14 protein-coding genes are annotated in these 22287 nt (G+C 43.4%); 4 read left to right on the top strand and 10 right to left on the bottom strand.

The genetic code is table 11. The annotated features are described in order from the left end of the window. Positions 1-11 precede the first annotated feature (11 nt). The gene (locus tag BMW53_RS09170; RefSeq protein WP_038564979.1) at positions 12-2741 is read right to left on the bottom strand and encodes a glycoside hydrolase family 78 protein; all 2730 of its coding nucleotides are present in this window, start codon (positions 2739-2741) and stop codon (positions 12-14) included. A 314-nt stretch (positions 2742-3055) separates the two neighbouring features. Here BMW53_RS09170 and BMW53_RS09165 point away from each other — a divergent pair, with 314 nt between their 5' ends. Further along, a complete protein-coding gene (locus BMW53_RS09165; protein ID WP_081804861.1) occupies positions 3056-4906 on the top strand; it encodes a M14 family metallopeptidase in 1851 nt (616 codons plus the stop codon). 2 nt (positions 4907-4908) lie between these two features. Further along, a complete protein-coding gene (locus BMW53_RS09160) occupies positions 4909-6633 on the top strand; it encodes a M14 family metallopeptidase (protein ID WP_139178069.1) in 1725 nt (574 codons plus the stop codon). 903 nt (positions 6634-7536) lie between these two features. On the opposite strand, the gene BMW53_RS09155 is transcribed toward BMW53_RS09160, so the two are convergent. From BMW53_RS09155 to BMW53_RS09120, 8 genes are all read right to left on the bottom strand, one after another. After that, positions 7537-7992, bottom strand: a complete 456-nt coding sequence (locus tag BMW53_RS09155; protein WP_074780543.1) for a magnesium-dependent phosphatase-1 — start codon at positions 7990-7992, stop codon at positions 7537-7539. Between the two features lie 82 nt (positions 7993-8074). Beyond that, a complete protein-coding gene (locus BMW53_RS09150) occupies positions 8075-9538 on the bottom strand; it encodes a TRAP transporter large permease (protein ID WP_038560278.1) in 1464 nt (487 codons plus the stop codon). Beyond that, positions 9538-10008, bottom strand: coding sequence for a TRAP transporter small permease (locus tag BMW53_RS09145; protein ID WP_174416374.1), 471 nt, complete (start codon positions 10006-10008; stop codon positions 9538-9540). The genes BMW53_RS09150 and BMW53_RS09145 overlap by 1 nt, the downstream gene beginning before the upstream one ends. A gap of 20 nt (positions 10009-10028) precedes the next feature. After that, on the bottom strand, positions 10029-11012 hold the full coding sequence (locus BMW53_RS09140) for a TRAP transporter substrate-binding protein (protein WP_038560276.1): 984 nt from the start codon (positions 11010-11012) through the stop codon (positions 10029-10031). 43 nt (positions 11013-11055) lie between these two features. Beyond that, entirely contained in the window at positions 11056-11727 is a 672-nt protein-coding gene (locus tag BMW53_RS09135) for a bifunctional 4-hydroxy-2-oxoglutarate aldolase/2-dehydro-3-deoxy-phosphogluconate aldolase (RefSeq protein WP_038560273.1), read from the bottom strand. Between the two features lie 218 nt (positions 11728-11945). Beyond that, positions 11946-13046, bottom strand: coding sequence for a sugar kinase (locus BMW53_RS09130; protein ID WP_038560270.1), 1101 nt, complete (start codon positions 13044-13046; stop codon positions 11946-11948). An 86-nt stretch (positions 13047-13132) separates the two neighbouring features. Further along, positions 13133-14536: a glucuronate isomerase gene (uxaC, locus tag BMW53_RS09125; protein ID WP_038560267.1), complete on the bottom strand. Its 1404-nt coding sequence runs from the start codon at positions 14534-14536 to the stop codon at positions 13133-13135. A gap of 46 nt (positions 14537-14582) precedes the next feature. Further along, the gene (locus tag BMW53_RS09120) at positions 14583-15830 is read right to left on the bottom strand and encodes a tagaturonate epimerase family protein (RefSeq protein ID WP_038560264.1); all 1248 of its coding nucleotides are present in this window, start codon (positions 15828-15830) and stop codon (positions 14583-14585) included. Positions 15831-16153: 323 nt separating this feature from the next. Between BMW53_RS09120 and lacZ the strand changes: the two genes are divergently transcribed. Both lacZ and BMW53_RS09110 read left to right on the top strand, forming a co-directional pair. Beyond that, complete coding sequence (gene lacZ / locus BMW53_RS09115; protein WP_038560261.1) at positions 16154-19321, top strand: beta-galactosidase, LacZ type; 3168 nt, start codon at positions 16154-16156, stop codon at positions 19319-19321. Between the two features lie 34 nt (positions 19322-19355). Beyond that, positions 19356-21662, top strand: coding sequence for a glycoside hydrolase family 20 protein (locus BMW53_RS09110; RefSeq protein ID WP_038560258.1), 2307 nt, complete (start codon positions 19356-19358; stop codon positions 21660-21662). 69 nt (positions 21663-21731) lie between these two features. Here the strand turns inward: BMW53_RS09110 and BMW53_RS09105 are convergent, their stop codons facing one another. Beyond that, positions 21732-22208 (bottom strand): ribonuclease HI, encoded by a 477-nt coding sequence (locus BMW53_RS09105; RefSeq protein ID WP_038560255.1) that lies wholly within the window; start codon positions 22206-22208, stop codon positions 21732-21734. Positions 22209-22287 lie beyond the last annotated feature (79 nt).

Genomic DNA, 22287 nt, shown 5'->3' with positions numbered 1-22287 from the left:
CTACGAAAAAATTATTGGTTCGCCATCGGATATGTAAAGGTATAAGCTCCCGATCCTACGGTTACCGTTACATCTGCTCCGTTTTGATTTGCGTTTGATTTTAAATTGCCGGGCATGGTAACTTCGGCTACTTTTGCTTTTGGCAGCACCACTTCGGCAGAAGTGTTTGCAGGTACTTCAACCTGGTAGGTCATTTGTCCGTCGCTAACCTTCCAGTCGGAAACGATCTTTCCATACATCGAATCGAAAGTTGCATTTACATGGGTTAAACCACCGCCCGGATTTGGTGCCAGGAAGAATTTCTTGTACCCCGGATTGTTTTCGTCAACTTTTATACCGGCCACATGGTTGTACAGCCACTCGCCAATTGCACCGTAAGCATAATGGTTAAAGCTGTTCATTCCCACATCCTGGAACGATCCGTCGGGCTTTTGTCCGTCCCAGCGCTCCCATATTGTTGTTGCGCCTTGTGTAACCGGGTATAACCACGATGGGTAATCTTTGCGGTTCAGCAACATAAAGGCTAAATCGTCGCGGCCAATGGCCGAAAGTGTCGGGCATAAAATTGGCGTACCTAAAAAGCCGGTGGTGAGGTGTCTGAATTTCTCCACATCTTTTGCCAGGTAAGCAGCTGCATCGTCAACCATACTATCGGGCAATATGCCAAACGTAAGCGCGTTAACATAAGCCGTTTGCGTGTGCGAAACCAGACGTCCGTTGGGCGTAACAAACTCGGCGTTAAAAGCCGTTTTTATGTTTGCTGCCAGTTGTTTATACTTTTCGGCATCCTGTGGTTTGCCAATTAGCCGGGCGATTTTGGACGTTAAAGTAGTTGTGTAATAAAAATAAGCCGTTGCCAGCAGGTCTTTTTCGGTGGTGGCTCCCGGGTAATCCGAACTTGTTGTGGCATAAGCCAGCCAGTCGCCAAAATGAGCATCGCCCGTCCACAGATAATCGTCGCCTGCCCGTTCATTCATATAACCTACCCATTTGGTAATGGCCGGGTAACTTTCTTTAAGAATACGCGTATCGCCATAAATTTTATACACCGACCACGGAATTATAGCTACTGCATCGGCCCATCCGGTAGCGCCTCCCTGGCCATTCAACACATCAGGAATCACATGTGGAATAGCGCCATTGTCAAGCTGATCGGCTTCCACATCTTTCATCCACTTGGTGTAAAATGCAGCCACGTTAAAATTGTATCCGGCAGTCATGCTAAATACCTGTGCATCTCCGGTCCAGCCTAAACGTTCGTCGCGTTGCGGACAGTCAGTTGGCACATCAAGGAAATTCCCTTTTTGTCCCCACTGAATATTGTGCTGCAGCTGATTGATCATTTCATCGTTACAGGCAAATGTGCCGGTTGGCTCCATATCCGAATAAATAACCACACCGGTTATGTCTTCTTTGGCCGGCAGCTCATCAAAACCTATCAACTGCAGGTAGCGGAAACCATGGAAAGTAAATTTAGGTTCGTAAACAGCCTCTCCGTCTTTCCCGAAAATATAGGTATCAGTGCATTCTGCTCCTCGTAAGTTAGCGGTATAAAAATTACCTTCTTTATCAAGTACTTCAGCAAATTTCAGTTGCACTTTTTGCCCCTCTTTACCTTTCATTTTTATGCGTACCCAGCCAACCATGTTCTGGCCCATGTCGTACACCTTTTCGCCTTTTGGCGTAGTAATAAATTCAATTGGCTTAAGCTCTTCAACAGCTTTTACAGGCACCCCCTGAGGTGCAATCAACAGATCTTTTGATTGATCTGTTTCTTCAACACTCTTCCAGTCAGCAGCGTTAAATCCGTTACTTGTCCAGCCTGTCAATTCCAAACGTGCATCGTAAGTCTCCCCGTTATAGATATCCGATTTGCGTATCGGGCCATTGTTTACTTTCCAGTTTTTATCGCTTACTATCCACTCGCTGCTCCCGTCGGTATAATCAATTTTCAGCTGAAATAACAGTGCCAGTTTACTTCCGTAATAACCATCGGCACTACTCCAGCCTATATTTCCGCGGTACCAGCCATCGCCCAAAACAACACCCACAGCGTTCTCTTTCTGCAACATTCTGGTTACATCGTAAGTCTGGTATTGCAAACGTTTATTGTAGCTGGTCCAGCCGGGTGTAAACAACTGGTCGCCTACTTTATCGCCATTTAAAAACAGCTGATACAGCCCGTGCGAGGTTACATACGCCCGTGCCGATTTTATCGTTTTTGAAGTGGAAAATTCATTGCGGTAATACTGTGCCGGCTTTGAACCTTCTGACTCCGGTTCGTTGGGCAAAGTAATCCACGACGCTTTCCATAACTCGGGCTCCAGAATTCCCATTTCCCAGTAGGCCGGTTCGCTCCAGCCACTTGCTTTGCCGGTATTATCCCAAACCCGCACCTGCCAGTACATACGTTGCATCGATTCGGGTTGCGGCCCGCCATAAACAACATTTACCGACTGATCGGATTCAATCTTTCCCGAATTCCACAACTGTTTACTTTTTGATGACAAATCTTTCACCGTGCCTGCCACCCTGATTTCGTAGGCCGACTGAACTACATTCTGCTGATCGGAATAAAGTTGCCAGCTTAACCTTGGTTGTTCGACATCAATACCAACAGGATTTTCGTGGTACTCGCAAACAAGTTTTTTTACACCTGTTTTTGCATAAAGCACTGATGAAAAAACACTTAGAATTACAATTAAAAGGAATGATTTAAGTAAAGCTATTGAATGCTTCATTTTGTTTGTTTTATTTGGTTTAGTAAATTTTAAGAACATAAAATTAAAGCTCTTTAACAGCATTAGCAATACATAAACTGACACTAAATTTATACTTTTTGGCACTATCAAATACATTTCTGAATAAAAGAAAAAGCAGAACCGACATCAAAACCGGGAACTCCATCATATTTATGTCAGTAAATTCTGCTTTTTTAAGAAATTAATGTAATTTTCACACTATGGTTTGAACATATTTCTTTCATTATTGGTTGTAGCGCGCCTAATCGACGAATCAAAATTTAAAAAATCATTCATAAAAAAACACATTTATTATGGTCAAAAAACTACTCTGCTTGTGCTTTTCCGGGATGCTTATTTTTATCAGCTCCGGCCTAAAAGCGCAGTCTGATACCGGTTTTGAGAAATACCACACCAACCGGGAAGTTCAGCAAATGTTAAACGAATTTTCTTCGGGAAATGCCAAATTGCACAACATTGCCGAAAGTCCGGGTGGCGAACCGATTACCGTATTGGAAATTGGCGCAAACCTCAGCGATGTTCCGGCAATTTTTGTGGGTGCCAATTTCGAGGGGAATGTACCCCTGGCCACGGAGGGCGCGCTGTACCTGGCAAAACTGTTAATGGATTCAACGGCTTACACCAAAAATGTAAAATGGTACATCATGCCACAGCCTAATCCTGATGCTTCTGCGGTTTATTTTTCGGCATTAAAAACCGGGCAGGCCACCAACCTTTTTAAAATAAATAACGATGGAGACGAGGCCACCAATGAAGATGGTCCGGATGATTTGAACGGCGACGGACTGATCACTCAAATGCGTATTAAAAGCATTGAAGGCAGCTATATTGTTTCGAAAGAAGATGCACGGCTAATGAAAAAAGCCGATAAAAAAGAAGGCGAACGTGGGGCCTATAAAGTGCTGACAGAAGGATTTGACAACGACAAAGACGGTTTATATAACGAAGACGGTACTGGCGGAATTAACGTGGGAATTGCCTTTCCGCACCTTTTCCCTTATGAAAATAAGGAGGCCGGTTTGTTTGCAGGCCAAACACCTGAAGTGTATGGAATACTGCGTTTTATTTTCGACCGACCCGAGATCTCGATGGTTTATACTTTGGGCACATCAAACTTCTGCCTGGTTCCGCCAAAAGGCGGCCGTAAAGGCGATGCCAACCTCGATAAATTAAAAATTCCGCGCCGTTATGCCTCCATGCTTAACGCCGATGCCAATAAAACCTACACCATGAACGAAGCAATCGAGTTGTTTAAAGCGGTCGTATCTCCGGGTACCGAGGTTACTGCATCGTTGGTGGCCAGCTGCCTGAGTTTGGGGCCGGCCACTAATCCACTGGAAGACGACCTGGTTTTCTATGAAAAATATGCCGAAGCGTATAAAAAGTACCTGAAAGCAAAAGATTTTAGCACTGAAACCCTGGATCCGGTTCCGGCAAAAGATGGTTCTTTTGAATTGTGGGCGTATTACCACCTCGGCGTGCCATCGTTTAGCATGCAACTATTTTCCGTTCCGAAAGTAAAAGAAGAAGCGAAAAAAGAGGAGGACAAAGACGCCTCGGATGACAAGAAAAAGAAAGAGGAAAAGCCGGATAAAAAGGATGAATTGAGCGAAAAAGACAAAACTCTGCTGGCTTATTCTGATGCAGAATTGGACGGTGCAGGATTTGTTGCCTGGACAAAAGTGGATCATCCCGATTTTGATGAAGTAGAAGTGGGTGGTTATGCGCCTTACCTGGAAACGACGCCAAAAGCTGACAAGATCGAGCCTTTACTGGCAACGCAATTGCCCTGGTTGCTCCAATTATCAAACGAACTGCCAGAGTTCGCCATTGCCGACAAAAAAGTAACCGACATGGGTGGCGGAATTTTCAAACTGGAATTGTATGTGGCCAACAACGGAGCGCTTCCCTCCCCGATTTCAATGGGACAGCGAAATGGCCAGCCGGCTCCTGTAATTCTTACGCTCGATGGCGATATGGAACTATTGGAAGGCAAACTGCGCACACCCGTTGGAGCAATTGGTGCCAACCAGGTAAAAAAATACGCCTGGCTGCTGAAAGCAAGCAAAAACACAAGTATTACTGCCGGAATTGAATCGGCAGTTTTTACCGATGTAGTTGAACAAATTAAAATTGGAGGTTAATCATGATACGCAAAATATTTTCATTACTAGTAATATTCTCAGTGGCAGTTGCGGTATTTGCCGCCAATGAGCCAAAGATTGAAGTACCGCTGCGTTTCGACCGATATTACGATTACGACGATGTGGTAAAAGCACTGGAAGTACTTCATGAGGCTTATCCTGATCTGACCAAACTGGAATCGGTTGGCGAAAGCGAAGAAGGATTGAAAATTTATGCCCTTACCATCAACAACAAAAAAACCGGTGCCGAACACGACAAACCGGGTGTTTGGGTTGACGGCAATATTCACGGCAACGAGGTTCAGGCCGGTGAAGTATGCCTGTACTACGCCAATATGTTGTTGACCAAATATGGCAAAAACGAGCAGGTTACAAAAGCTGTCGATAGCAACGTACACTACATTATTCCGGTGGTGAATGTGGATGGGCGCAACCACTTTTTTAAGGATGCACACACGCCAAGTTCAAGCCGAAGTATCCGCATTCCGAAAGACGACGATGGCGACGGCTTATTTGATGAAGATGCCCCGGATGACCTGGATGGCGACGGCAGCATTTGCCAGATGCGTATAAAAGATCCGAACGGAAATTATAAACCCGATCCGGAAGATCCGCGTATTATGGTTCGCGTAAAACCCGGCGAAAAAGGGGAATACACTATTTTGGGCTCGGAAGGAATTGACAACGATGGCGACGGCAGATTTAATGAAGATGCTGAAGGTTATCTCGATCCGAACCGTAACTGGGGCTACCACTGGCAACCACCCTACGTTCAGCGTGGTGCCGGAAACTTTCCGTTCTCAGGAATTGGAATAAAAGCTGTTGATGAGTTTGCAGCAAAACACCCCAATATCATCGTTAACTTTTCATTCCATAACTCAGGTGGTATGTGGCTTCGTGTTCCGGCTGATAATACAACAGCTCTTCCGGCTTCGGATATTGCCGCCTACGATGTTATCGGTAAAGAAGCCATTAAAATTACGCCCGGCTATGTTTACATGACCTCGGTTGAACTTTACCCAACTTTTGGTGACTCCGACGGGCAAATGTTCTTTGTACATGGGTCATATACCTTTGTTGGCGAACTGTTTATGCGCGAGCAGGAAACCTACAAGGCGAAAAGTGCTAAACCTTCAGCCGGTTCTGAAAATGACCGTACCGAGCGGAACCGCGAACAGCTAAAATTTAACGACAATGTGGCGCAGGGCGAATTGTACAAAGACTGGCACCCCTACAACCACCCCGTTTACGGCGAAATTGAAATTGGTGGCTGGGTAAAAATGAGCTCTCGTTTGCCTCATCCGTTTATGCTGCCCGATTTGGTGCACCGCAACGCCTCGGTAGTACTGCTGGCAGCTAACGAAACACCAAAAGTGGAAATGGATGTATTTGAGGTAAAAGAGCTTAGTAATAACCTGAAACGAATTCGGGTTCGCTTAACAAACAAAAACGGTTTATCGACCATGACCGCCCAGGCTGTTAAAGATAAATTATATACTATCGACCACCTGAAAGTTTCGGGCGCCAAAGTTATTGCCGGCGGTAAAATAAATGATTACCGCCTCGATCAGGTAAGCTACAAGGAACATAAACCTGAGGTTCAGTTCTTTGCCATTCCGGGGCACAGTTCGGCAGAATACGAATTTATTGTTCGGGGAAAAGGTGAAGTAACGCTTGAATACATCTCGCAAAAAGCAGGCACTACAAGCACTTCGGTTGCTTTATAAAATAAAAGATTTCAAGATAATAATACCAAATTGACCACAAAATGCCGCATATGAATTTGTTCTTTTCCGTTTCTACTGCGTTGAAAAATTCTAACGTAGCTCGGCTATGCTAAAATTTTTCGCCTTGTACAAACGGAAAATAACCGGCATATCCAATACGGCATTTTATAATCAAATTGGCATAAAAGAGTGCTCGCGTCCGGGAGCACTCTTTTTTTTACAGAATTTAATTGTACCGGTTAGCAACCATTTCAAGTATTTGGTTCATGAATCACCCTACTCTCATTGTGCTACTACCGGCATTTACCAATGTATTTTCATCGTTTCACTTAAAGCTCAAGCTGAAAACAATTGGCATACTTGAAATAAAAAAAATCCCGGCGTCCACTCCGGGATTTTTTAATCCAGTCTTTTTAAACAACTAAAAGAATCTTAATAATTCTCCTCCTCTATTTCTAGCGGGGTTTGTATGTTACAAAAGTAATTATGTTAGAATACAATATATGATATGTGTTACTGAATTCAACTAGCCAAAATACTGAAATTACGACTGCCGAAATACTGAGGTTAAGGCGCTCAATAATGAAATAATAAGCTGATGTGATAACTTTATAAAAGCCATTCAGAGACTGCCGTAAATGAGCCACTACCCAGCTTCGATTGTTGGCATAAAAAAAATCCCGGGCGTCCAATCCGGGATTTTTATTTTATCACAATGTAACAGGGTTTTTAACTTCTAACTAAACTATTTCTAACTAAACTATCTATCGGGTTTGTATAATGCAAATATAGGTGCTGCTTACCACCCGGCATGATTTTTTATACTGAAACGGAGCAAGAATAAACTGATTTATACGTGTTTAAATTCCCCAGAGCAAGGGGATGATTTACCTAAAGCCAATATTACAAGTACCTAAGTACATCTTCTTTTTTAAGCCCGTCGGCAACAAAAACCGCTTCAACGCCCAGTTTTCGAACTTCGTGAATATTGCGGTGTTCGTCATCAAAGAAAACCATTTCGGAATAAGCCATTCCAAAATGCTTTTTAATTTTTGAGAAGTGTTGGATTTTACTGCTCGGATAAATTTCTTTCAAATCGAAATACTTGTCGATATCAAAAAGGTGAAGCAGGTCTTGTGCCCAGGAGGGTTCGAAAGTGCGTGAAGCTGCGGCAATTTTGCGATTGTTCCTTTTTAATTCTTCCAATACTGGAATCACATCAGGGTACAATTCCATCTCGCTGTTCGACTGATCAAGCAAGACTCCGTCGCTCCAGTAATAAGGTGGATTTGTTGCATCGCACCAGGTTCCTCCTGCATCCCAAAGGGTAAAGTCCAAATCGAAAACAAATAACTTCATGGGAGCGAAAATAAAGAAAGTATGGAGATTTGTGTTTTATATTAACCCCGTAGAGCCAATATAAAACACAAATTTTAAGTCGCTAAAATCCCAGGCTTTGCGGCAGCCACATCGAGATTTCTGGAATATACGTTACCAGCAACAAACAAACTATCATGGCTATAAACATCGGGATAAGTGGTTTTATCACCGTTTCAATTTTTACCTGGCTAACACTGCAGCCTATGAATAACAACGATCCAACCGGAGGCGTTCCCAAACCAACACTCAGGTTCAGTACCATAATAATTCCGAAGTGTACAGGTTCCAATCCTAAATTGGTAACGATTGGCAGGAATATCGGCGTAAAGATCAATACTGCCGGAGTCATGTCCATAAACACACCCACAAACAGCAGAATCAAGTTTATAATCAGCAGAATGACAAATTTATTATCGCTCAATGCCAATAAGGCTTCACTTACATTTTGTGGAATATTTTCGTAAGCCATAATCCACGATAAACCAATACATGTTGCTACAAGCAATAACACAAACGCTGTTGTTTTTACCGAGCGTAGAATTACATCTGGAAGATCTTTTATGGTCATTTCACGATAAATAAATGCCAGCACCAAAGCGTATAATACAGCCACTGCCGAAGCCTCGGTTGCTGTAAAGAAACCGGCAACAATACCTCCGATAACAATCACCAGCATCATCAAACTCGGGAAAGCGCGCCAAAGTGTTTTTAAAGCATTTACTGCGCCCTTTTTATGACGGCTGCCGTAATAGCCAATTCCGCCCAGGAACAAAGCACCAATTCCTCCATAAATGGCTGTGGCTACTCCTGCAGAAAATGCACTGTTTACCTTAATCAAGCCTACAATTACCAATGCAAGCGATGCGATAACGGCGAAGAATTTACCGAGGTTGCGCACCATTCCGCTAAATCCAAAATGTTTGTACGAAAACATTCCCAAAGCCACGGCCATAATCGCCAAACCGGTTAAAATACCCGGTGCATAGCCGGCAAGAAAAAGTGCGGTAATGGAAACACCACCACTGGCCAGCGAATATACAATGAGGATATTACTTGGCGGAATAGACAAACCCGTTGTTGCCGATGTGATATTTACCGCGGCACTAAAGTTTTTGTCGTAACCTTCTTTGTTCATTTCGGGCATCATAATACTGCCGATTGCAGATGCCGATGCAGCAGCAGACCCGGAAATGGCTCCAAAAAGCATGTTCGCAAAAACATTAACAAACGCCAGTCCGGCAGGCCAGCGACCAACCAAAACACGTGCAAAATTAATAAGCCGGATAGCTATCCCGCCCTTGTTCATAATATTCCCTGCCAGTATAAAAAATGGTATGGCCAGCAGCGCAAAACTATCCAACCCCGTTGCCATTCGCTGCGCAAATGTTGTTGCGGCAGGCAGTGGCATAATGGTTACCAGCATAGTTAAAATTCCAGAAATTCCGATACTGATAGCAATGGGAACTCCAATTACAAGTAAAATTATAAAGCTTACTACAAGTACAATTACTCCTAAAAATTCCATTACTCTTCAATATTTTGGTTCAGTGAATTATCAATAGCATAATAAATAATAAGCAATCCGCTTAGTGGTACAATAAGGTAAACATAGCCTAATGGCAGTGCAAGTGCAGCTGATTTTACATTAAGGTAAAAACGAGTATAAACCAACCACGAGCCACCAAATACCATTACGAACAAGGCAAACAAACCAACCAGTGTATTAATAAAAGTTTGCATGCGACGTTTTTTAACGCCTTTCATTTTTTGCAGCATCAAATCGATGGCGAGGTGTTCATTTTTACCGGCCACATAAGCAGCGCCCAACATTCCTACCCAAATTAAAAGGAACCCGGCCAGCTCGTCGGTAAACGAACTTGGTGCGGACAAAACGTAGCGGCTAAATACCTGCCAAAGCACATCGAGTACCAATATGCTCATAATCGAAACCAACAAGATCTCGATTACTTTATCTATTTTTTCTCTGATAGTCATAATCTCTTGCTTATCAATTTCTATTTAACGGCTTCAATACGACGTAAGATATCGCCCAAAACTTCGTCTTTTCTGTATTTATCCAATAACGGGGCAACTTTCTTTGCAAATAGTTCTTTATCGGGATAATTGATTTTAACACCATTCTCCTGAACAATTCGCAACGATTCTTCTACCGATTCTGCCCAATATTTTCGTTCCACAGGAACCGATTCGTCGGCAGCTTCCTGCAACCATTTTTGTTCCTGTTCGCTTAGTGTATTCCATACTTTTGTACTGATGATCAGCACATCGGGCACACAGGTATGTTCATCTAATGAGTACTGTTTACAAACCTCGTAGTGGTGCGAAGTGTATAAACTTGGCTCGTTGTTTTCGGCGCCGTCAACCACTCCGCTTTGTAGTGCGGTGTACAATTCGCCCCACGAAATTGGTGTTGGTGAACCACCTAAAGCACGCACCATTTCCATGGCTGACTGACTTTTCATCACCCTGATCTTTAAACCTTTCAAATCATCAGGCGTATTAATGGGCTTGTCGATGGTATAAAAACTACGGAAACCGGCATCGTAAAAACACAAACCCCGAATCCAGTATTCTTCCGTTCCCAGCAACAATTCTTTGCCTATTTCCCCATCAAACACTTTAAACGAATGTTCTTTCGAGCGGAAGACATAAGGCAATCCCAGGGCTTTGAATTTTGGTGTAAAACTTTCCATTACCGCTGCCGAAACTTTGGTAATTGCCAGACTTCCAATCTGCAACAACTCAACACACTGTTGCTCGGAACCCAACTGTCCGCTGGGGTAAATATCGATGGTTAATTTTCCGCCTGATTTTTCAGCCAGACGCTCGGCCATAAACACCATACCCTTATGAACCGGGTGAGTTGGGTCGAGACCGTGAGCCAGTTTTAAGACTTTATGTTGTTTGGTTTCGGTGCATCCCAGAAGAAATACCACCACAAAAACCAAAGAAAAAGCTTTAACGATTTTAGTTCTCATTAGATAAAATTGATTTAGAATTCCGCCGTTTCAGGCGGCTGTTTTATGTTGTCAGATCGCTGATAATTTTCAGTGCCCCGGCACATTTTTCGGTAATATAGGCATAATTTTTTTCGGCCAAAACTTCTTTCGGGAACAACTGCGATCCCATTCCCACACAGGTTACACCGGCGTCAAACCATTGTTTCAGGTTCTCTTCATCAGGAGAAACACCACCCGTTGGCATTATGCTGGCGTAAGGCATTGGTCCTTTTACGGCTTTTACAAAGCTTGGTCCTCCCACTTGCGATCCGGGGAAAATTTTTACCACCTCGGCACCCAGCTCGTGTGCACGACCAATTTCGGTAACCGAACCACAACCCGGGCTCCAGGCAATTTTGCGTTTGTTGCAAACTTTTGCCGTGCCTTCATCAATTAGCGGAGCAACAACAAAGTTGGTTCCCAAAGCGATGTACATGGCAGCTGTGGCCTCATCGACAATTGACCCCACTCCCATTATCATTTCCGGACAGTTTTCAATTGTCCATTTGTTTAACTCAGCAAAAACAAGCGTCGCAAAATCGCCACGATTGGTGAATTCGAACAAACGCACTCCACCATCGTAACAGGCTTTTACCACCGCTTTACAAACCTCTACATCCTGATGATAGAATACCGACACCATTCCGGTTTCTTTCATTGTTAATGCTACTTCTATTCTTGAAAATCTTGCCATAATTAAGCCCCCTCTAGCTCCCCCAAGGGGGAGAACTGAAAATCCTGTTGTTCATATTTTATAAACAACAGGACAACCAGTGTTTATTATTCTATTTTATTAATCTTATTTTTTTATTCGTTCACCGTTATTCTATTTTGAAGAATCTCCTGTTTATAGAATAATCTTCAAAAAAATGCAGCCCGTAGGAGCCTCCCCTCGGGGAGGTTGGAGGGGCGTTATCGGTCAACACGTGCGCTTCCGCCACCAATTATTTTTTCTACTTCCGACAAAGTTGCCATGGTTGTGTCGCCCGGAGTCGTCATTGCCAATGCACCGTGTGCTGCTCCATATTCCACGGCCTTTGCTCCATCGTTAAATTCCAGAAAACCATAAATTAATCCTGATGCAAAGCTGTCGCCACCACCTACACGATCCATAATTTCCAGATCTTCGCGGTGTTGCGCTTCATGAATTACACCATCAGCATAACAAATTGCACCCCATGAATTTACTGTTGCTGTTTTTACTGTACGTAATGTTGTAGCTATTACCTTGAAGTTTGGAAATTCTTTTATTGCATTTTCAATCATGCTTTTGTAACCTGCCAAATCCAGTTCTTTCAGATTCTCCTCGTTTCCAGCAACTTCCAGTCCCAAACACGCTGTAAAATCTTCTTCGTTACCGATCATCACATCCACATATTTGGCAATCTCGCGGTTTACTTCCTGCGCTTTAGCTTCTCCGCCAATAGCTTTCCAAAGCGATGGGCGGTAATTCAAATCGTAAGAAACAATAGTGCCGTACTTTTTAGCAATTTTCACTGCTTCGATAACTGTTTCGGCCGCAGTTTCCGACAGTGCAGCGAAAATACCGCCGGTGTGCATCCAGCGAACTCCAAGCGTTCCGAAAATGTATTCCCAGTCGATATCGCCGGGTTTTAGTTGCGATGCTGCCGTATTTCCACGGTCGGAAACCCCTTTTGCACCACGAATTCCAAAACCTCTTTCAGTAAAGTTTAATCCGTTACGCACAGTTCGTCCGCAACCATCGTAATCCACCCATTTAACGAATTGCGTATCCAAACCGCCCTGAAGCATAAAATCTTCAATTAGGGCACCAACTTCGTTGTCGGCCAGTGCGGTTATAATCGCTGTTTTCTTTCCAAAACATCTTCTGAGGCCGCGCGATACGTTGTATTCGCCACCGCCTTCCCAGGCACGAAACTGACGTGTGGTTCTTATTCTGCCTTCTCCCGGATCCAGCCGTAACATTACTTCACCAAGAGAAATACAGTCGTAGATACATTCGGATTTTGATTTAATTTCCAATTTTGCCATGATTTAGTCTATTACTTATGCAATCGATTGCAAAGATATCTTTCTCTTAAAATATCTTGTATGATTGCCTTAAAATCAATGTGTTTTTACTTAAAATTAAAATAAGCTTTTGCGTTATTGAAACAGATGTTTTCAACCATGCTTCCCAGCAGCTCCATATCGTAAGGAATTTCGCCATTTTCAACATCGTTGCCCAGCAGATTACACAAGGTACGACGGAAATATTCGTGACGCGAGTACGACAGATAACTGCGCGAATCGGTTAACATTCCCACAAAACGGCTTAACAATCCCAGGTTCGACAGCGCCTGCATTTGTTTTTCCATGCCGTCTTTCTGATCGAGGAACCACCAGCCCGAACCGTACTGCATTTTCCCGGGAACTGAACCATCCTGGAAGTTTCCGATCATAGTTGCCATCAGCTCGTTGTCGCGCGGATTCAGATTATACAATATTGTTTTCGATAATTTATTCTCCATGTCCAAACGATCGAGCAATCGTGAAAGCGGACGTGCAATATCAAAATCACCAATTGAGTCGAATCCGGTATCCGGTCCCAGTTTCTTAAATAAGCGCGTATTGTTGTTTCGTAAAGCGCCAATATGAAATTGTTGCGTCCAGCCACGCGAGTGATCCATAATTCCGAATTCGTACAACATGCACGACTGGAATTTCACTACTTCTTCTTTTGTAAGTGTTCCGCCTTTACGGACTTTGCTGAAGATCTTTTCAATTTCGGCTTCGGTATAATCCTCTGCCAAAATAGTTTCAACACCATGGTCGCTCAACCGACAACCATTCAGGTGAAAATACTCATGACGATCGTCCAGCGCATCCATTAAATCGCCAAAGCTTTTAATATTAATGTTGGCAGCCTCTTCCAACTCGCTTAAATAAGCATTATATGAAGCTGCGTTCTCTACAGCCATTGCTTTATCGGGGCGCCAGGCGGGTAATACTTTTGTTTCAAAACCGTCAGCTTTTATGGCTCGGTGATATTCCAGCGAATCCACCGGATCGTCGGTTGTACAAATGGTATGCACGTTGGCCATTTTTATAATTCCGCGGCATGAATATTCCGGTGTTTGTAATTTAGCATTACATTCTTCCCAAATCTCTCTGGCCGTAGCCGGACTTAAAACCTTATCGATTCCAAAGAATTTTTTCAGTTCCAGGTGCGTCCAGTGAAACAGTGGGTTACGCAAAGTATGCGGTACTGTTTCGGCCCACTTTTCAAATTTCTCCCAGTCGCTGGCATTTCCGGTACAATACTTTTCGTCAACACCGTTGGTACGCATTCCGCGCCATTTGTAATGGTCGCCGTACAACCAAAGCTGCGTGATGTTATCATATTCTTTGTCCTCGGCAATCTCCTGCGGATTGATATGACAGTGGTAATCAAAAATCGGCATTTTAGCCGCATGATTGTGATATAATTCCTTCGCCACATCAGTTTGCAGAAGGAAATCTTTGTCCATAAATTGTTTCATAATTGTAAGAAAGTCGGAAGACGGTAGCCCGAAGTCCGGAGTTATATTATAAGTCGAATAACCGTTTTAAATGACGATCGTAGATATTTTCTTCTACACAAGCCCCAACAACATCAGCATATTTTTTAAGCAATCCGGTATAGCGTTCGCCCATTTCCGCAGCCACTTTGTAGCCGACATGAATTAACTGGCGGAAGTTGGGATTATAATCGGCATGGCCCGGAATATGACGTAAAGTGTTTCCAAATTTCTCGCCGGCCCAGCCCTCAACCTCTTCGGCTGTTGGCAGTTTCGAATCGTCGATGTCGATCACATCGGCATAAGGCGCACACAGTTCGTCTTTCCGATTCAGCGCTTTCTTGTAAATTTCTTTCGCAACAACCAAACCTTCATCGCCCGAAACGGCCAAACCAATTACTTCCTCGAGCCATGTTGTTCCGGCAGTTTTTACGTGCAGCCCCTTATCGTATTTTTTAATGATATCGGCCATTATCGGGTAAATCGTAAATTTATCCGATCCCGAGTGAACACTGAGCTTCAGATCGGCCGGCAAGCCAAATTCTTTTACGGCATAGTCGATAACCAACACATCCTGCTCAAATTCTTTGGCAAACTGCTCTGCATCGCCCACATAATCCACACCCTTATTAAAACGACCGGTAAATTTGGGCGCGATAGTTTGCGCCGGAATATTTTCGTTGGCAATCATTTTTAAAATGAAAAACATATCCACCGGAGTTTGCGGAGCCTCTACTTCGTCCATCGAAACTTCAGTAACAAAGTTGCCTTTGCCTTTTACCGTTTCAATGTGGCGGTAAATTTTTCCGGCCTCTTTAATGGCTGCCAGGTATTTACCGGCAACGTCTTCCAGCAGTTCTTTGGTAATCTGTATGGGTTCTTCAATTCCCGGAATAGTTACCACATCTCCGAGCAACTTGCAGGTTTCTTTAAAGGCTGCCACATCTTCAACCGATGCCTCGTTACCAATGTACATAGCCACGTCGAGCGTAAAAAAGTTACTTGGCTCGATAAAACGATCCACGTTTCCAAGATTGATATGATCGGCATCAACAAAATACGGATTTTCCCATGCAAGAGCCTTAACAGCTGCGTCGGCTTCTTCGCGGGTTCCAAGCGGCTCCGAATGCACAATGTCGTGCTCGCGATTCGATTTATTCCAAACCGGAGTTACTGCAATACCCTTTTTATTTGCTTTAATTAAGGCACGGAGTTGTGCCTGTCCTTCGTGGTTGAAGCGATCGCCCACCCCGAAACTATATTTTCCAAATTCCATGATACAAGTTTAGTAATTATTCAATGTAAAAATCAGTTTCCGTGTACGTGCACGAAAGTAGGATTATATTTTAAATCTGACAAATATTTAATGTTTTTTAAAATCATTCCACGCGAAGAAACACCACCCCTATAACATTGTATTTTAACAACTTAAAAAACAACATTCGTAAATCGAACGGCTATAGATTTCAAAAATCAGCCTATATATTGTTAAAAGGCGAACATCTTGTGAAAATCACAATCAACTTATCAGCTTAAAAAAATGTATCTTTGAAATTTATTAACTTACATCAATTATACTTTTAAATATTTTTCAAAACAATGAAGCATTTCAGTATCCTTTTTGCCCTCTTACTCAGCACGGTATTTCTTCGTGCTCAAAATCAACCTGCAGACTGGGAGAATCCGGCTGTTTTCAACATCAACAAAGAAAAACCGCATGCCAGCCTGATGCCTTTTGGCGCGGTTGAAGATGCTTTAACACAAAAGCCACATCAATCGGTTTATTACCAAACACTAAGTGGAACCTGGAAATTTAACTGGGTACGAAAACCGGCTGACCGACCTGCTGATTTTTACCAGCCGGATTACGATGTTTCCGACTGGAACGATATTCCCGTTCCGGCCAACTGGGAACTGGAAGGTTATGGCGTGCCCATTTATGTGAATCATCAGTATGAATTCTCGGATTACAAAAAACCGGTTTCTCCTGAGATGAAATTTGTAGATAACATCTATCCGGCCGAACCGGGTAAGGTGCCACACGATTACAATCCCGTGGGCTCGTACCGCCGAACGTTTACCATTCCTGAAAACTGGGAAGGCCGCCAGGTTTTTATCCAGTTTGGAGCTGTAAAATCGGCTTTTTACCTGTGGATTAACGGCCAGAAAGTGGGCTACTCGCAAGGTAGCAAAACACCGGCAGAATGGGATATTACCAAATACCTGAAAGAAGGCGAAAATGTTGTTGCGGCTGAAGTTTACCGCTGGTCGGACGGTTCGTACCTTGAAGCCCAGGATTTTTGGCGCATCAGCGGAATTGAACGCGATGTATTTCTTTATTCCACACCCAAAGTACGTATCCGTGACTTTTTTGCCCGCCCCGATCTGGATGCCGAATACAAAAACGGACTTTTCAGCCTCGATGTTGATTTAAGCAATCACACTTCGAAACTGAAATCAGGTAACTACACCGTAAAATACAGCATTTACGATGAGAGTGGCTCTTCGCTGCTAAGCCGCCAACAGGAGGTAAAAATCAATAAAAAAGAAAATGCTGCTGTTCATTTTTCTGACGAACAAATAACTGATGTAAAAAAATGGACGGCAGAAACACCCAATTTATATTCGCTGGTAATTAGTTTGATTGACAAAAACGGCAACACTGTTGAAGCTGTTAGTTCAAAATTAGGTTTCCGCAAAGTTGAAATCATCGACGCGGTATTCCATATCAACGGAGTTCCGGTTACCATAAAAGGTGTTAACCGCCACGAACACGACCAATACAAAGGCCATGTAGTAAGCGAAGAAGCGATGATTAAAGAAATTGAGCTGATGAAACAGTTCAACATCAACGCGGTGCGCACCAGCCACTACCCTAACGACGAACGTTTTTATAATTTATGTGATAAATACGGCCTGTATGTTACCAATGAAGCCAACATTGAATCGCACGGAATGTATTACGGAGAACATTCGCTGGCCAAAAAACCAGAATGGACAGCGGCTCATGTCGACCGCAATATGCGCATGGTAGAGCGCGATAAAAACCATCCGTCGGTAATCGTTTGGTCGATGGGTAACGAAGCCGGCGACGGAGAAGTTTTCACTGAAGTTTACAAAGCAATAAAAGCACGCGACATTTCGCGCCCTGTTCATTACGAACGTGCCGAAATGGGCGACAATACCGATATTTACTGTCCTCAATATCCCGGAGTTTCTTCGTTGGAATGGTACGCCGCAGAACACCGAAGCAAACCATTTATTTCGAGCGAATATTCGCATGCCATGGGAAACAGCAACGGTAACCTGGTAGATTTATGGGACGTTTTCAACCGCGATCGTAACGACCAGCTGCAAGGTGGTTACATTTGGGACTGGATAGATCAGGCGCTGGTAAAAAAAGCTGACGATGGTACTGAATTCTGGGCCTACGGTGGCGACTACGGAGAAAATATGCCTACCGATTACAACTTTGTTTGCAACGGAATTATCTCGGCCGATTACACACCGCACCCTGCACTTTGGGAGGTGAAATATGCGTATCAGAATGTGAAATTCGACCAGGTTGACGGCGGCTACAAAATTACCAACATGCACGATTTTATCGATCTGAGCGATTATGAAATCAGCTGGACAGCTACCTGCGATGGTAAAATTGTAAGCCGTGGTGTTGTGGAAGACATGAACCTCAAACCCGGCGAATCAAAAGAATTCACCATTGATTCGGACTTAAAAGTTGCTTTCAATGCACCCAAAGCTTCTGAATTCTTTATCGATTTTTCGGTTACACTGAAAGAAGATAAACCCTTTAGAAATGCCGGATTTGAAGTAGCGCACGAACAATTCGCTCAGGCCATTGAGATGAAAGCTGCAGCTCAGAAACAACTGCTCCCTGCTGTAAGTCTGAAAGAAACAACGGATGCCTTTATTGTAAATGGTTTGCAGTTTAAACTCACTTTCGACAAAACAAACGGAACACTTTCATCTTACAAAGTTAACGGTACCGAATTGCTTCAAAAAGGGCCTCAGGTAAACTTCTGGCGTCCGGCAAACGACAACGACAAAGGCAGCAACATGCTGGGCCGCCTGGGCATTTGGCGCGAAGTATCACGCAACCTGGAACCAGCAAGCGTTACAGCAACAAAAACCGATAACAACAAAATCTACCTGACAACAAAATACAATTTTGAAAAAATTGAAGCAGCACAAACTGTTGTTCATGTTGTTGATGGAAACGGTAAAATTGAAGTAACAAGCACGTTTGAAACATCGAACACTGAACTCCCCAACATTCCGAGAATTGGCATGCGCTGGGAAATGCCGGTGAATTTCGATAACCTGAAATATTTAGGCCGTGGTCCGCACGAAAATTACATCGACCGCAACCACAGTGCCTTTGTGGGCATTTACGAAAGCAAAGTGGGCAACCAGTATTTTAACTACGTTCGTCCGCAGGAGAACGGTTATAAAACCGATGCGCGCTGGTTCGAGTTAAGAAACGAAAATGGCCTGGGCTTAAAAATATCGGGCGATCCGGTTATCGGATTCTCTACTCTACATAATCCTATCGAAGATTTTGATATGGAAGACCGCAACGACTACCGCCACACCAACGACATTGTTAAAAAAGATGGCGTATTTATCTGCACCGACATGTTACAAATGGGTGTGGCCGGCGACAACTCATGGGGAGCACAACCCATGAAGAAATACCAGATTCCGGCAAAAGACTACCAATATAGTTTTACTATTGAGCCGGTATTTTAATTAGCAACAGGATTAATCATAAATTTAAAGGACAATGAAGAAAGCTATCATTTTATCCGTCGTCATGATAATCAGCCTGGGCGTGTTTGCCCAATCTGCCAACATCGTGCCCAAGCCGGTATCAGTGGTAAAAAAAGAGGGAACGTTTAAAATTACCGACAACACCAAAGTTCTTTTTAACGCCTCCAACGAAATTGAAAAAGAGTTCGCCGAGCTGGCAAAGGAGCTGCTAAAAAGCGCAACAGGAAATACTCCAACGATTGTTGCTCCAACAACACAAAAGGAGGGCAATATTCTTATCCAGCTCAACAATCCGCTCGATACCAAAATCGGTAACGAAGGATATACACTCTCCATTCAAAACGATCGTGTATTCTTGAATGCCAACACAACTGCCGGTTTATTTTATGGAATGCAAAGCATCTGGCAATTGTTAACGGCAACTGATGGCACTACCCTGCCCTGCATGGATATTACCGATTATCCACGTTTTGGCTGGCGCGGTTTACATCTCGATGTGTCGCGGCACTTTATGCCAACTGAGTTCATTTATAAATACATCGACTACATCGCGATGCACAAAATGAATGTTTTCCATTGGCATTTGGTAGATGATCAGGGTTGGCGCATTGAGATAAAAAAATACCCAAAACTGACCGAAATTGGCGCTTATCGTGCCGACCGCGAGGATCTGGACTGGAACTCAAGAAAAGCACCGGTAAAAGAAAACGAACCAAAGTATGGCGGTTTTTATTCGCAGGAGGAAGTAAAAGCCATTGTTGAATACGCCCGAAAAAAACACGTAACGGTAATTCCTGAAATTGAAATGCCGGCTCACGTTATGTCGGCGCTGGCTGCCTATCCCGAGTTTTCGTGCACCGGCGAATACCAACCGGTTCCTCCGGGCGGAGTTTGGCCAATCACCCATATTTTCTGCTCAGGAAAAGAAGAAACCTTTAACTTTTTGGAAGATGTGCTGACAGAAGTTATGGAACTTTTCCCTTCAAACTACATTCATATTGGAGGCGACGAAGCCACAAAAACCGAATGGGAAAAATGTGAGCTTTGCCAAAAACGAATGAGCGATGAAGGTTTAAAAGATGAGCACGAATTGCAGGCCTATTTTATTAAACGAATTGAAAAATTCCTGAACAAAAATGGCCGCCAGTTAATTGGCTGGGACGAAATTCTGGAAGGGGGACTCGATCCAACAGCAACCATAATGTCGTGGCGTGGTGCCGATCCGGGTATCAGAGCAGCAAAAGCAGGCCACTATGTGGTAATGTCGCCAACATCGCACTGCTACTTCGATTATTACCAGGGCGATCCTTCGTTGGAGCCAACAGCTTTTGGCGGGAATATCACCTTGAAAAAAGTATATAACTTCGAACCTGTTCCTGCAGAACTGAGCGCCGATGAAGCCAAACATATTATTGGTGCACAAGCCAACATCTGGACAGAATACATGCCCAACGGCCGACATGTAGAGTATATGATTATGCCGCGAATGAGTGCCCTTTCAGAAGTATTATGGTCGCCAAAAGATGCAAAAGACTGGGCCGGTTTCTCAAAAAGAATGGAAAGCCAGTACAAACGTTTCGATAAACTGGGCATTAATTATGCCACCAGTGCTTTCCAGGTTGCGGCTCAACCGGAACTCGATCCGGAGAACAAGTCAATTAAAATCGAATTAAGCACCGAGGCCTATGATCCAACAATTTATTACACAACCGACGGATCAGAGCCAACGGCCAATTCGACAAAATACACCCAACCATTTTCTATCAATAAATCGGGAACGGTTAAAGCCGTGGTAATTCAGGATGGTGAATTAAAAACCGAACCGCTGGCCACCGATTTTTTCATTCATAAAGCCATTGCATGTAAAGTAGATCAGAAATTTGCGAACAGCAAAAGCTACGAATCAACCGGAGAATATGCCTTGGTGAACGGTATAAAAGGAAGCACCAACCATGCCGATGGAAACTGGAAAGGATTTAATGGCAATGACTTTGTAGGCACTGTTGATTTTGGAAATAAAACCGATTTTAGCACGGTTAAAGTTGGTGTTTTGCAAAATACCGGCGCATGGATTTTTTACCCCACGCAAATGCTTGTTGAAGGTTCTGACGATGGAAAAACCTTTAAAAAGATCGGGTTAGTTAAAAATAAAGTGAGCACTTCTGACGGTGAACGGCAGATACAGGAACTTGTTGTAAACAAAAAAGCTTCAGCCCATTATTTGCGTGTAACGGTTAAAAACCTGGGTGTTTGTCCGAAAGGTCATGCCGGAGCCGGCGACCCGGCCTGGCTGTTTGTTGATGAAATTATTGTTGAATAAAATATTGAAAGGGCACGGTTGAAATCGTGCCCTTTTCGTTTTAACCAATAAACTTCATCTGTAAGGTCGTTACATTCCAGCCCTCAACGCCTTTCTTGAAGCTTTGTCAACCAAACCAAAAACCCCTTCTATCTCGTTTTTTAAACGTGTTGGTTGATGCCCCTTCACTTTTATAATCTCACAATGTAAAGCATCCAACATTTGGTAAAACTGTTTATACAAGTCGGCGTTTTTAAGCGGCTTTCCGCTTTTCGAACAAAAATTAGTTTCCTCCAATCGGTTACGGCGCTCCACTAGCTGCGTAATATTCTGTGAGTCGGTAAAAACCACAACTTTTATGTTGTTTGTCTCTAATGCCGATAAAGCCCAAAGTAAGGTCTGCAATTCGAGCCGTGTAGATGACGTATTTTCAAACCGCTTGACCTGAACACGCTGCTTTAACGTTTCGGCTTCCAGTTCCTTTTCAGAAAGAAACAGGAAGGCACCATATCCGATTTTCGATTGAACATGCACACTTCCATCCGTAAATAAGAACAGTTTATCCATTATTTTCACTCCCAAAAAACAAGGATCCGATCTGCTAAAACTATTCAGATCGGATCCAATAATATCTTATGAAACTTTC

Origin of the sequence: Draconibacterium orientale (assembly GCF_900111425.1) — a bacterium.
Lineage (GTDB): Bacteria > Bacteroidota > Bacteroidia > Bacteroidales > Prolixibacteraceae > Draconibacterium > Draconibacterium orientale.
The sequence above is the reverse complement of the archived record's forward strand: the minus strand, read 5'-3'. Positions and strand labels throughout refer to the sequence as shown.

Bases quoted from the DNA above. Each gene is read 5' to 3' on its own strand.
- BMW53_RS09165 (WP_081804861.1), top strand. From the start codon at position 3,056: ATGGTCAAAAAACTACTCTGCTTGTGCTTTTCCGGGATGCTTATTTTT.
- BMW53_RS09140 (WP_038560276.1), bottom strand. From the start codon at position 11,012: ATGAGAACTAAAATCGTTAAAGCTTTTTCTTTGGTTTTTGTGGTGGTA.
- BMW53_RS09145 (WP_174416374.1), bottom strand. From the start codon at position 10,008: ATGACTATCAGAGAAAAAATAGATAAAGTAATCGAGATCTTGTTGGTT.
- BMW53_RS09135 (WP_038560273.1), bottom strand. From the start codon at position 11,727: ATGGCAAGATTTTCAAGAATAGAAGTAGCATTAACAATGAAAGAAACC.
- BMW53_RS09155 (WP_074780543.1), bottom strand. From the start codon at position 7,992: ATGAAGTTATTTGTTTTCGATTTGGACTTTACCCTTTGGGATGCAGGA.
- BMW53_RS09170 (WP_038564979.1), bottom strand. From the start codon at position 2,741: ATGAAGCATTCAATAGCTTTACTTAAATCATTCCTTTTAATTGTAATT.
- lacZ (WP_038560261.1), top strand. From the start codon at position 16,154: ATGAAGCATTTCAGTATCCTTTTTGCCCTCTTACTCAGCACGGTATTT.
- BMW53_RS09110 (WP_038560258.1), top strand. From the start codon at position 19,356: ATGAAGAAAGCTATCATTTTATCCGTCGTCATGATAATCAGCCTGGGC.
- BMW53_RS09120 (WP_038560264.1), bottom strand. From the start codon at position 15,830: ATGGAATTTGGAAAATATAGTTTCGGGGTGGGCGATCGCTTCAACCAC.
- BMW53_RS09130 (WP_038560270.1), bottom strand. From the start codon at position 13,046: ATGGCAAAATTGGAAATTAAATCAAAATCCGAATGTATCTACGACTGT.
- BMW53_RS09160 (WP_139178069.1), top strand. From the start codon at position 4,909: ATGATACGCAAAATATTTTCATTACTAGTAATATTCTCAGTGGCAGTT.
- BMW53_RS09150 (WP_038560278.1), bottom strand. From the start codon at position 9,538: ATGGAATTTTTAGGAGTAATTGTACTTGTAGTAAGCTTTATAATTTTA.
- BMW53_RS09105 (WP_038560255.1), bottom strand. From the start codon at position 22,208: ATGGATAAACTGTTCTTATTTACGGATGGAAGTGTGCATGTTCAATCG.
- uxaC (WP_038560267.1), bottom strand. From the start codon at position 14,536: ATGAAACAATTTATGGACAAAGATTTCCTTCTGCAAACTGATGTGGCG.